Raw genomic sequence first — 11887 nt, 5'->3', positions numbered from 1 at the left:
ATCCCTTCCCGAACTCAGAAGTGAAACCTCTTAGCGCTGATGGTAGTGTGGGATTACCCATGTGAGAGTAAGTCATCGCCAGCTCATTATTACTTAAAAAGCCCCTGCATTTGCAGGGGCTTTTTTTATGCGGGGAATTCTTATTAAAAAGAAGAATGATTCAAAAAAGAATAAAATACGTATGCTTTATTATCTGTAGTTCTATAAACGTTATATATACAAGCATAAAAAAGCCCCGACAGGATGTCGAGGCCTTTTCGTATGGGTTAAACATATCACTCCTGATCTACCTCAGCATCCTGCTGTTTTGTACTTTTATTCTTGTTGTTTTAGAAACATCCTGTTTCGGTATGGGTTAAATATAGTTTGAACGCTGCCGCATGCCTAGCCTTCATTTTCTGCAGTCCATGTACGCGAAAGCATACAGTAGTGCTTTAAAAATATGCTTCTATGCCCAGATAAGGGCCTTTAAATTTGAGTTTGGTTTCTGCATTTGAACTTTCTTCCAGCTGAATGTCTAAAATGCGATACCCAACTCTGGCACCTACGTCAACCAAGAGGTTATCGATGAAGTTATATTTGAGTTCTGCTTGAGCATCGCTAATTTGTTCATCATTCAGTGCAGCAAAACTGGCTTCAGCTCGAGCACTTAAGCCGGTAAAGGGCAGGTTTACCCCGGCCTGGGCATACAGCATCGGTAACGTACTACTCACATCTAAAGTGTCAGTATAGTTTTGCAGAATATCTCCGCTTAAACGCTTGGCTCCAAAGCCGACATCGGCATCGACAATATTGTCCAGTATTTCGTAATAGAGAATGAAATCTGTATAAGTGAGGTCGACCTGATGGCTTTTTACACCTTCAAAACTTTGATCGCTATCAGCCTGTAAATGGCTATGTTTAATTTTTGCATTGGGTAAAAATGGCACTGGATGTTCTACTGCAACCGAGAATGACAGCGCATGATCATCTTCAAGTTGTGCTTGTGGAAGCGAAGATGCCGGTTGGGTTACATCGGTGCTGTAGTACCAGTAATCAATATTGCCTTTAACCGCAATAACATCGGCTTGGGTGGAGCTGAATGCGCCCAGTCCTAGGGCTAAGCAAAGAATTTTAAGTGATTGCATAAAAATCCTGAAGTGAGGTGAACTGTTATTTTTGGAAAATCCTTTTTTGGCTTAAATGCAGCAGATACAGACTTAAACTCAGCGCATCATATAGTGAATGATAAAAAATTGCATTGTTGTTGTTTCTCAAAATTACAGGAAATTTATCTCTCATCTTTAGTAAACGAGTTGAAAAAGCCATGCGGCATTTAATTTTTAAATCGTTATTCCAACACCATAAATAAGTAGATTGAAGCATCTTAAGATAACTTCAGGTTTTTATATGTAATTTATGTATTCCCAAAAGTTTATTATTCAATAATAAAGAGAGATTAAAAATAAGCCGATTAAATGAGCATTCAAACTCAACAGATTATAAAAATGAAATGTTTGGTAAATAAATTACAGAAAATTTTTATAAAAGTGAGTATTGTTAAGTTCATATAAAGGATGGGTATTGATCAACATTTTTAAGCAAAATTTGATCCTTACTGATCTGTTTGCAATTTAGAATACTGCACCCAAAAGGTGAACTCTAAATCAGACACAAGAATTATTTTTGAATGGTACTTTTTTGCTTGCGATATAAACCCGATAACAAGCAGCAACTGAAGATATCGAAGGTTTAGGTGTTGTATGACAGATTCTCGTGAAAATTGGACCTCACGATCCGGCTTTATTATTGCCGCTATCGGATCGGCGGTCGGTTTAGGTAATATTTGGCGCTTTCCATACGTTGCCTATGAAAATGGCGGTGGTGCGTTTCTTATCCCTTATTTGATTGCTTTAATTACTGCGGGTTTACCGCTGTTATTTCTGGACTATGCAGTCGGACATCGTAGCAGTGGCTCGCCTCCGAAAGCATACCGTAAATTATTCCGGGGAGGCGAAACCCTCGGGTGGTGGCAAGTCAGTGTCTGTATCATTATTGGCTTGTATTATGCCAGCGTTTTAACCTGGGCAGGCAGTTATGTTTATTTCTCGATTGGTCAAATGTGGGGCAGCGACCCGGAAGGGTTCTTCTTTAAAACCTATTTGCAGACTTCAGAGGCAACCGGTTTTGATCCCCGTTTTGTCAGTCATATTTTCTGGCCCCTGGCCGGAATTTGGGTACTGACCTTAATCATTTTATATGGTGGGGTGAAAAAAGGCGTTGAGCTTTCCAACAAAATTTTCATGCCATTACTATTTGTTTTATTTACCCTGTTAGTGATTCAATCCCTGCGTTTGCCGGGTGCAGTGGAAGGCTTGAATGCCTTCTTTACTCCGAACTGGGCAGCCATGATGGACTATAAAGTCTGGCTGGCGGCGTATGGCCATACCTTCTTCTCATTATCCGTCGGTTTCGGGATCATGGTGACCTACGCTTCTTACCTGAAGCCGAAAACCAATTTAACCGGTTCAGGTTTAATTGTGGGCTTTGCCAATGCTTCAACTGAAATTTTAGCAGGTATTGGTATTTTTTCCGCATTGGGTTTCATGGCGTATAGCTCGAACAGCAATGTACAGGACGTGGTGAGTGGCGGTATTGGGCTGGCCTTTATTGCCTTCCCTAAAATCATTTCCAGCTTGGGTGCGGGTGCAGATTTATTTGGTATCCTGTTTTTTACCTCATTGTTTGTTGCCGGTATTTCATCGATGGTCAGTATTTTGGAAGTTCCAATTTCTGCCATGATGGACAAGCTGAAATGGGGCCGTAAGAAAGCGGTTACCATTGTTGGTGGCGGTAGTGCCTTGGTTTCTATCGTTTTATTCTCCAGTGTCAATTCGATTAAACTGGTGGATATCATTGACCATTTCATCAATAACATCGGTATTATTGGTGGTGCATTAATTTCAATTATCAGCATTGCCTGGTTTAAGCGTTCAGCTTTGCTTGAGATCCGGAATCACGTTAATGCCATTTCAACCGTGCATTTAGGCAAAGGCTGGGATTTTACCCTAACGGTCATTACCTCGTTGATTTTATTGATTACATTGGCCATGACCATTTATAACTTGTTATTAAAAGGCTATGGTGACTATAGTATCAGTATGCAGTGGCTATTTGGCTGGGGCTGTGTGATTTTCTGTGCTGTGGTGGCGTTTGTTTTAGCCAGAATGAAAGATCGCTAGGAGAATAAACATGAATACTTCAGCAATTGTCATGATGATTATCTCGATGCTGTTTTTATGGGGCGGACTGGTGTTATCTATTCTGCACTTGATGAAACATCCGGAAGAACTGGATGAGGTGCTGGAAGAAGTGAAAGACCAGCATACGCTTTAAATCTGTAAATACTTCAGTTCATCCTGTTACAAAAGAAAGCCATTATCATTGATGATAATGGCTTTCTTGTTTCTTGAATGGAGCATGCTGTTGCACAACCTTGTGCTACCACAAGTCTGGGTCGCATTTGCACCGATCTTCCTGACAGCATGGCATATCTCAATAAAAAAGGAGGGTTTTTGCTCCCTCCTTTTTTAAGTATATGGCTTAAGCTGTTTTCTGGATACGGCAATAGAAGAAGCCATCGCCCCGGCCGACTTGTGGCAGCAATTGGCGACCATGGATTTGTTCAATGCCCCAGTCGGCTTCAATTTTGATTTCTTTAGCATCTGGATGGTTGGCGAAGAACTCGATCATTTGCTGTTCATTTTCTGCTTTTAAAATCGAGCAGGTGATGTAAAGCAAGGTGCCACCGACTTTTAGTTGCTGCCACATGTTGTCCAAAATCTGTTTTTGCAGTTGGACTGTTTTGGCAATATCAGTTGATTGACGCAGTAAACGGATGTCTGGATGACGGCGCATCACCCCAATCGCTGAACACGGTGCATCTAAAACAATGCAATCAGCTGGTTCAGGTGCCTTCCAGGTTACGGCATCTGCGGCGACAATTTCGACATGTTTGCCATCGAGAACCAAACGCTCCAGGTTTTCAGAAACACGTTTTAAGCGCTTTTCATCCTGATCAAGGGCAATCAGTTTTTTCGGCTGATATTTCTCTAAAATGTGCGCAGTTTTACCGCCTGGTGCCGCGCAGGCATCAATCACGATTTTGCCATTCAAGTTCGGCAATAAAGTAGCGCACAGCTGGGCATGTTCATCCTGTACCGAGAAACCGCCAGCTTCAAAACCTGGCAGGCTTGGAATATGCAGGCTTTCATCCATGACAATACCGACTTCGGAAATTTCGCAGCGATGTGCATCGATGCCTTCATCTTCAAGAATGTCGAGATATTCGTCACGGCTGACCTGGCGTGTGTTAACGCGTAAAGTCAGTGGTGCAACCTGTTTCAGCTCATAGCTAAGTTGAGCAAACTGTTCGCCCCAGTCTTTTTTCAGACGTTTAGACAACCAGCTTGGTAAATTCGTCGCTTGTTCAAGCACGTCATAGAACTGCTCAGTTTCACGGGTGGCACGACGTAAAATCGCATTCACTACGCCACTTAAGCTTTCCATTCCCAATTGTTTGGTCGCTTCAACGGTTTCTGAAATGGCCGCATGGGCAGCCACGCGGGTGCACAGCAATTGGTATAAACCAAGGTACAAACAAGTTTCAACCACTTGATTGTCCAGTGGTTTAGAGAGTAATGGTAAAGTCAGTTGTTTCAATGCATGCCATTGACGTAAACAACCCAGTACCAATTCATGGAACAAAGCACGGTCTTTGTCTGACACGATGTTCATTTGCTGCGCCAGCACTGATTGCAGCGATTGACCATTTTGGACAGCCAATAACGTCTTCACCACCTGAGCACGTAAATTAAGGTTTTTGGCTGAGGCGTTGGGAGATTGCTTCATTATAAAATTTGTCCAATAGTCAGTTTTTGGGTTTGTAAAATTTGTACAGGGTTAAGCGGTTTAGCGCCCGGCCATTGTAAAGCAGTCAGTGTGATGACCGTGTTATTTGCACAGGCAACATGAACGCCATCTTTATCAATGGCAATGATTTCACCCGGTTGAGCATTTTCCGCAGTAGCATGAGATAACTTAGAATTCCACACCCGCAAGTTGTTTTTCTCGTCGAGTACGATAAATGCCACTGGCCACGGGTTGAAGGCGCGAATATTGCGGTCAATCTGTACGGCATCGATTGACCAGTCAATTTCCGCTTCGGCTTTGGAAAGCTTGTGAGCATAGACAGTCAATACTTCGTCTTGCACTTCACGGGTCGCCAGGTAGTGTTGCAGTTTTTCTTCCGATGCTAAAACAGCTGTAATGGCACTTGCACCTTGTTCGGCCAGTTTGTCATGCAACGTTGCAGAAGTGTCGCTGGCTTCAATCGGGCAGATGGTTTTAAACATCATGTCGCCGGTGTCCAGACCCGCCGCCATTTTCATGATGGTCACGCCAGTTTCAGTATCGCCTGTGGCAATGGCACGCTGAATCGGTGCTGCACCACGCCAGCGTGGCAACAGTGAACCATGAATATTGAGACAGCCATATTTAGGCGTATCGAGTACCACTTGCGGCAGAATCAAGCCATAAGCTGCCACCACCATCACGTCGGCATTTAAAGCGGCCAGTTCTGCTTGTGCGGCCAAGCCTTCTTCAGTCGAAGATTTAAAATGAAGCGGCTGGTAGACCGGAATATTATTGGCTAAAGCCAGCTGCTTTACAGCAGAAGCCGTGAGTTTTTGTCCTCGTCCAGCTTTGCGGTCCGGTTGAGTATAGACTGCAACAATGTCATGTTCGGTTTTAAGCAGTGCAGCCAATGCAGTGGCGGCAAATTCTGGTGTACCCGCAAAGATGATTTTCACACAAAAGCTTCCAAATAAACGTGATGTCTATTATAAGGCAAAAGCATTTATTCACCTAAATTGCGTCTGAATACAGACTGAGGAAGCCTATTTTTATAAAAAAAACTTATGCAAAATTTAAAAATTATTCATGAAAGTTTTGCATTGTCTGGCCGGGGATGGCGGTATAGTAGATTTCAGTTAAAGATTTTTGTCGTCAAATCACGAAGTTCAAATTATAGACCCATCTACCCATATCTAAGATGAAAATGCCATCTTGAAAAACAATGGCTTGGTGTATGATAGGTTGGAAATTCGACTGATTTCATGCTCTCGATCTGTAAGATTTCGCCAGAGTGAATGAGCTCATTCAACTCAAGCACAAACTTTGTTGGAATAACACAATGCCTGACTATCGTTCAAAAACATCGACACACGGAAGAAACATGGCGGGTGCGCGTGGCTTATGGCGCGCAACTGGGATGAAAGATGATGATTTCGGCAAGCCAATTATTGCCGTCGTCAACTCATTCACGCAATTTGTTCCAGGTCACGTTCATTTAAAAGATCTGGGTCAACTCGTGGCTCGTCAAATTGAAGCATCAGGTGGTGTAGCCAAAGAATTCAACACCATTGCGGTGGATGACGGTATTGCCATGGGGCATGACGGCATGTTGTATTCACTGCCTTCACGTGACCTGATTGCCGACTCGGTTGAATACATGGTCAGCGCGCACTGTGCCGATGCCATGGTGTGTATTTCCAACTGTGACAAAATCACCCCGGGGATGCTGATGGCAGCGATGCGCCTGAACATTCCAGTGGTATTTGTGTCTGGTGGTCCAATGGAAGCGGGTAAAGTGAAAATCCGCGGCAACGACAAAGCGATTGACCTGATCGACGCGATGATCGTGGCGGCAGATGACAACTATACGGATGAAGAAGTGGCTGAATACGAACGTTCTGCCTGTCCAACCTGTGGTTCATGTTCAGGCATGTTCACTGCCAACTCAATGAACTGCTTAACTGAAGCATTGGGTCTGTCTTTACCGGGTAATGGTTCAACTTTAGCAACCCACGCCAACCGTAAAAAATTATTTGAACGCGCAGGTTCGTTAATTGTTGAATTGGCTAAACGTCACTATGAACAAGATGATTACAGCATTTTACCACGTTCAATGGTGACCAAAGCATCGTATGAAAATGCCATGACTTTGGACATCGCCATGGGGGGTTCAACCAATACCGTACTGCACTTGTTGGCTGCTGCAAACGAAGCTGGTGTTGATTTCACCATGGATGATATCGACCGTTTGTCCCGTAAAGTACCAGTACTGTGTAAAGTGGCGCCTGCGAAAAATGATGTGCATATGGAAGATGTGCACCGTGCCGGTGGCATCATGTCGATCCTGGGTGAACTGGATCGTGCCGGTTTGCTGGATACGTCTGTAGGTACAGTCCACGAAGCAACCCTGAAAGATGCTTTGGACAAATGGGACATCATCCGTACTGAAGATGAAGAAGTTTACCAATTCTTTAAATCGGCACCGGGCGGTGTACCAACACAAACTGCTTTCTCACAAGACCGTTACTATTCGCGTTTAGATGGTGACCGTGAAAATGGCGTGATCCGTAATGCAGCACATGCTTTCTCGAAAGATGGTGGTCTGGCTGTGCTTTACGGCAACATCGCGCTGGATGGCTGTATCGTTAAAACTGCCGGTGTTGATGATTCAATTTTGAAATTCAACGGTACTGCTCGCGTATTTGAAAGCCAGGATTCTGCGGTAGAAGCGATCTTGGGCAATGAAATTAAAGCCGGTGATGTGGTTGTGATTCGTTATGAAGGTCCACGTGGTGGTCCGGGTATGCAGGAAATGCTGTACCCAACCAGTTACCTGAAATCGAAAGGTTTGGGTAAAGAATGTGCCTTGTTAACCGATGGTCGTTTCTCTGGCGGTTCATCAGGTTTGTCTATTGGTCACGTTTCTCCTGAAGCGGCTGAAGGTGGTGCCATTGGTCTGGTTGAAGATGGCGATTTAATCGAAATCGATATTCCAAACCGTACCATCCACCTGGCTGTGGATGAAGCAACTATGGCTGCGCGTCGTGAAGCGCAAGAAGCGAAAGGCTGGCATCCAGTGGAAGAGCGTCCACGTAAAATTTCTAAAGCACTGAAAGCTTATGCTATGCATACTACTAGTGCTGCGAAAGGTGCGGTACGTGAAATCTAAGCTCTAAATTTTAGAGAATAAAAAAGCACTCCAGATGGGGTGCTTTTTTATGGCTTTGGAAAATTTCACTGCCTTAAATAGATTTAAAAGTTCTGATGATCTTTGTGCAGGCAGAATCTTACTTTTGAAAGATCAAAAGTAACAAAAATCTTTTGTTTCTCTGATGCTACGTCCTTGTAGCACAGCGAAACAGCGACATCCATGTCGCTCGGTCATGTTATTAAATAGTTTTAAGAATTCATTAAAAATATTTTTCTGCAGGGTAATTTCTTTTACATATCGTATGCCTTCTATACAATGATCTTAGAATAATTTGCCAAAGACTGAAGCTGAAAATCAGTCATCGCCAAGGAAGAAACCAATGAGTAAAGATAATATCCGCGAGCATTCAGCTCCTGTCTATGAAGGCATTGAAAATGCGCCGGCACGTTCCATGATGCGCGCGACCGGTTTTAAAGATGCCGACTTTAGCCGACCTTTTATTGGCATTGCCTCAACCTGGGCCAATGTCACGCCTTGTAATATGCATATCGATGGCTTGGCGCGTGAAGTGGAAAGAGGCGTGAATGCCGCAAATGGCAAGGGCATTATCTTCAATACCATTACCATTTCTGACGGGATCTCAAATGGTACCGAAGGCATGAAATACTCATTGCTGTCTCGTGAAATTATTGCCGATTCGATTGAAGCGGTGGTGGGTTGTCAAGCTTATGATGGCGTGATTGCAATTGGTGGCTGTGACAAGAATATGCCGGGTTGCATCATGGGCTTGGCGCGTTTAAACCGTCCTGGGCTGTTTATTTATGGTGGAACCATTAAACCCGGTGCCGGCCATACCGACATGATTTCCGTGTTTGAAGCCGTGGGTCAGCATGCCAAAGGCGAAATCAACGAAATTCAGGTCAAGCAGATTGAAGAAGTCGCATTGCCGGGTCCGGGTTCTTGTGGTGGTATGTATACCGCCAACTCTATGGCTTCCGCCATTGAAGCTTTAGGTATGAGCTTACCGGGTTCATCAGCGCAGGAAGCAGTGTCTGAAGAGAAAAAAATTGACTGTCTGCGGGCAGGCGAAGCGGTAATGAACCTGCTGCGTCTGGACATCAAACCGCGTGACATCATGACCAAGGCAGCATTTGAAAATGCGATTAAAGTGCTGATCGCTCTGGGTGGTTCTACCAATGGCGTGCTGCATCTGTTGGCGATGGCCCATACTGCAGGTGTGGAACTGACTCTGGACGATTTTGTGCGGATTGGTAAGGACATTCCTGTGGTGGCCGATGTGCGTCCATCGGGCAAATATCTAATGTCGGAACTGATTGCGATTGGCGGGATTCAGCCGCTGATGAAACGCATGCTGAATGCCGGCATGCTAGATGGTTCCTGCCTGACCGTGACCGGTAAAACCTTGGCTGAAAATCTGGCAGATGTAGACGATTATCCAGAAGGTCAGCAAATTATTTTGCCCTTTGATGCCCCGATTAAAAAAGACTCTCATCTAGTGGTATTAAAGGGTAACTTGTCACCAACCGGTGCGGTCGCAAAAATTACCGGTAAAGAAGGACTGTATTTTGAAGGTCCGGCACGCGTGTTCGAAGGCGAAATTGGTGCCATGCGTGGTATTTTAGATGGTGAAGTGCAGGAAGGCGAAGTGGTGGTGATTCGTGGTGAAGGGCCTAAAGGCGGACCCGGCATGCCGGAAATGCTGAAACCGACCTCGGCCATTATTGGTAAGGGCTTAGGAAAATCTGTGGCGCTACTCACCGATGGCCGTTTCTCCGGTGGCAGCCATGGCTTTGTAATTGGTCATGTCACGCCTGAAGCCTATGAAGGCGGGCCGATTGGTCTGGTGAAAAATGGCGATAAAATTTCCATTAATGCCGAAACCCGGGAAATGACGCTGCATATTTCCGATGCAGAACTGGCAGAGCGTAAAGCGGCTTGGGTCAAGCCGGAGCCGAATTATCGCTATGGTGCTTTGGCGAAGTTTGCTAAATTGACCACAGGTGCTGAAAAAGGGGCAGTGACCGATCTAAATTTAGATGTATAATTGATCATTACCTAACAAATTGTTATAAACCCTTGTAGCACACAAGGGTTTTTTTTCGAGGCTGATCTCATGTCACTGTTACGCCGTTGGTTTGATCCACTTCGATCGAGTTGGTTTTATCAAAAGCCGACTCGTCAGGTGGAATTATCTACGGAGCAGGGTTTAACCATCCACTTGCGTCTGGATGATGTCTATAGCTATTTGGCTGCACAGCAGTTACCTGAACTTGAAGAAATCTTGAGTGATGAGATCAAACCCTTAAAAGTGATCATTTCCAGTCGAACGGCAGAACCTCCCAATAACATGTCAGAAATGGAGTGGCAAAGTTACTGCCTGAACGATGCCAAAATTCTATCCAAACAGCATCGTTTTAGTTTCCATGAAACCCCCGAACAGCCGCCGCTTGAGGCCATCGCTCAAGCAGAAACCATCCTTCGCAATACTCCCTTACGCGGCCAGGATTTCCTGTATTTACTTGAAGATGTTTTTCACATGCTGTGGCAAAAACAGTATGGCAAATTGCGTACTTTACATGCCATGGCCAGCCGCCATCATCCAGCGCAGAATTTTCCGGAACGAATTTTTAACGATAACGAAGTTTTGGTCAGCTATTTTGAATTTGGGGAGCGCAAGTATCATGCGGTGGATGATCTGCTGCGTTTAACCCGCCGTTTAAAACAACAAAAATTACTCACTGGTAATCCGATTTTCCTGATCAACCATATTGAATGGCGTGAACATCTGATCAGTGATGCCGAAGAACTGAATGAAATTCAGGCGCTGGATCCGGAACTGGATTTATATATTGCTCTGGAAGACCCGATTTCCTGGCTCTTGTTGGCCTATATTAAAGAAGAGCTGGCCAATTTTTATAATATTCATCTCAATGTTTACCCGCTGTCTTATCACGGACGGGACCTGTTTGACTGGGGGCTGGCGACACGCTTGTCCAAACGTACCGAAGTGAAATTTACCCCGTTTTGCCGTCCTACCCAGCAAGCAACTTATGAGATGGCGAAACTGTTTTATAGCGTGCCTGAAGAGCAGCGTGTGGAAGCCATGTACAGCATTTTGCAGGCGGTCTGGACCAAAGGCAAAGATCTGTCATTCAGGCCGCATTTTGACCAGATCAAGCATGATTTAGAGATCAATGAACTGAGCACTGAAGATATTGCTGCCAAATTAAAAGAAAATGACATACTCTGTGAAATGAAGTCTCAGCCCGATTTTCCTGTGCTCGAACTGCGCATTGATGGTCAAAGTTATGTGTTTAATAGTTTGTACCGGGTCTGGATGATCGAAAGTATTTTTAGTAATGTTTTAGAAGACCAATATAAAAGTGAAAATGATGATAGCAAAGATGAAGAAAGAGAAATGTGAGTCTTTAGAACAGGCCCGTGCACAAATTGATGCCATTGATACCGCACTCATTGAGATGATTGCCACCCGTCAGTTTTATGTCGATCAGGCTACGCGTTTTAAGCGTACTGTACAGGACGTACAATCTCCGGAACGGGTCGAGCAGGTCATTCAGAAAGTACGTGCACAAGCGCTAGATATGGGAACCGATCCTGATCTGGTGGAACATTTATATCGTGAAATGATCCAGCGTTTTATTCAGCGCGAATTGAGAGAAATCCGACCATAATTTGATTGCGCGTGGTATAAGCTCAATCTTTGTACACGACAAAAAAAGATAACTCATTGAAATAATGGCATAATACTTGTTTTCTGACGACGAATATGATGACACATTTCAATGAGTTACATCTCATCTT

At 44.3% G+C, this 11887-nt stretch carries 9 protein-coding genes and 1 rRNA gene; 7 read left to right on the top strand and 3 right to left on the bottom strand.

Annotation, left to right across the window (positions count from 1 at the left end; all coding sequences use genetic code 11):
- Positions 1-84: ribosomal RNA gene (rrf, locus tag ACE01T_RS17745) — 5S ribosomal RNA — on the top strand; the annotation flags it as partial.
- 350 nt (positions 85-434) lie between these two features.
- Here the strand turns inward: rrf and ACE01T_RS15805 are convergent.
- Positions 435-1127, bottom strand: a complete 693-nt coding sequence (locus ACE01T_RS15805) for a TIGR04219 family outer membrane beta-barrel protein (RefSeq protein WP_395519653.1) — start codon at positions 1125-1127, stop codon at positions 435-437.
- 615 nt (positions 1128-1742) lie between these two features.
- Between ACE01T_RS15805 and ACE01T_RS15800 the strand changes: the two genes are divergently transcribed.
- Positions 1743-3221 (top strand): sodium-dependent transporter, encoded by a 1479-nt coding sequence (locus tag ACE01T_RS15800; RefSeq protein WP_086197762.1) that lies wholly within the window; start codon positions 1743-1745, stop codon positions 3219-3221.
- A gap of 10 nt (positions 3222-3231) precedes the next feature.
- On the top strand, positions 3232-3375 hold the full coding sequence (locus ACE01T_RS15795; RefSeq protein ID WP_086197760.1) for a methionine/alanine import family NSS transporter small subunit: 144 nt from the start codon (positions 3232-3234) through the stop codon (positions 3373-3375).
- Between the two features lie 207 nt (positions 3376-3582).
- Here ACE01T_RS15795 and rsmB read toward each other — a convergent pair whose 3' ends face one another.
- Both rsmB and fmt read right to left on the bottom strand, forming a co-directional pair.
- On the bottom strand, positions 3583-4890 hold the full coding sequence (gene rsmB / locus ACE01T_RS15790) for a 16S rRNA (cytosine(967)-C(5))-methyltransferase RsmB (RefSeq protein ID WP_395519652.1): 1308 nt from the start codon (positions 4888-4890) through the stop codon (positions 3583-3585).
- On the bottom strand, positions 4890-5849 hold the full coding sequence (gene fmt / locus ACE01T_RS15785; protein ID WP_395519651.1) for a methionyl-tRNA formyltransferase: 960 nt from the start codon (positions 5847-5849) through the stop codon (positions 4890-4892). The genes rsmB and fmt overlap by 1 nt, the downstream gene beginning before the upstream one ends.
- Positions 5850-6232: 383 nt before the next feature.
- On the opposite strand from fmt, the gene ilvD (ACE01T_RS15780) reads away from it, so the two are divergent.
- The 4 genes from ilvD (ACE01T_RS15780) to ACE01T_RS15765 all read left to right on the top strand — a co-directional run bounded on the left by ilvD (ACE01T_RS15780) (position 6233) and on the right by ACE01T_RS15765 (position 11757).
- Positions 6233-8062: a dihydroxy-acid dehydratase gene (ilvD, locus tag ACE01T_RS15780; RefSeq protein WP_395519650.1), complete on the top strand. Its 1830-nt coding sequence runs from the start codon at positions 6233-6235 to the stop codon at positions 8060-8062.
- Between the two features lie 361 nt (positions 8063-8423).
- Positions 8424-10109, top strand: coding sequence for a dihydroxy-acid dehydratase (ilvD, locus tag ACE01T_RS15775; protein ID WP_395519649.1), 1686 nt, complete (start codon positions 8424-8426; stop codon positions 10107-10109).
- Positions 10110-10178: 69 nt separating this feature from the next.
- Positions 10179-11489 carry a hypothetical protein gene (locus tag ACE01T_RS15770; protein WP_395519648.1) on the top strand — a complete coding sequence of 437 codons (1311 nt, stop codon included), beginning with the start codon at positions 10179-10181 and terminating at the stop codon, positions 11487-11489.
- A complete protein-coding gene (locus ACE01T_RS15765) occupies positions 11470-11757 on the top strand; it encodes a chorismate mutase (protein WP_395519647.1) in 288 nt (95 codons plus the stop codon). Before ACE01T_RS15770 ends, ACE01T_RS15765 begins: the two co-directional genes overlap by 20 nt.
- Positions 11758-11887 lie beyond the last annotated feature (130 nt).

Source organism: Acinetobacter uliginosus (assembly GCF_044130295.1).
Lineage (GTDB): Bacteria > Pseudomonadota > Gammaproteobacteria > Pseudomonadales > Moraxellaceae > Acinetobacter.
This window is presented reverse-complemented; position numbering and strand designations above follow the sequence as displayed.

What these genes read in the sequence shown, in the direction of transcription:
- ACE01T_RS15805 (WP_395519653.1), bottom strand. Translation starts at nt 1,127, where the DNA reads ATGCAATCACTTAAAATTCTTTGCTTAGCCCTAGGACTGGGCGCATTC.
- ACE01T_RS15800 (WP_086197762.1), top strand. Translation starts at nt 1,743, where the DNA reads ATGACAGATTCTCGTGAAAATTGGACCTCACGATCCGGCTTTATTATT.
- ACE01T_RS15795 (WP_086197760.1), top strand. Translation starts at nt 3,232, where the DNA reads ATGAATACTTCAGCAATTGTCATGATGATTATCTCGATGCTGTTTTTA.
- rsmB (WP_395519652.1), bottom strand. Translation starts at nt 4,890, where the DNA reads ATGAAGCAATCTCCCAACGCCTCAGCCAAAAACCTTAATTTACGTGCT.
- ilvD (WP_395519650.1), top strand. Translation starts at nt 6,233, where the DNA reads ATGCCTGACTATCGTTCAAAAACATCGACACACGGAAGAAACATGGCG.
- ilvD (WP_395519649.1), top strand. Translation starts at nt 8,424, where the DNA reads ATGAGTAAAGATAATATCCGCGAGCATTCAGCTCCTGTCTATGAAGGC.
- ACE01T_RS15770 (WP_395519648.1), top strand. Translation starts at nt 10,179, where the DNA reads ATGTCACTGTTACGCCGTTGGTTTGATCCACTTCGATCGAGTTGGTTT.
- ACE01T_RS15765 (WP_395519647.1), top strand. Translation starts at nt 11,470, where the DNA reads ATGAAGAAAGAGAAATGTGAGTCTTTAGAACAGGCCCGTGCACAAATT.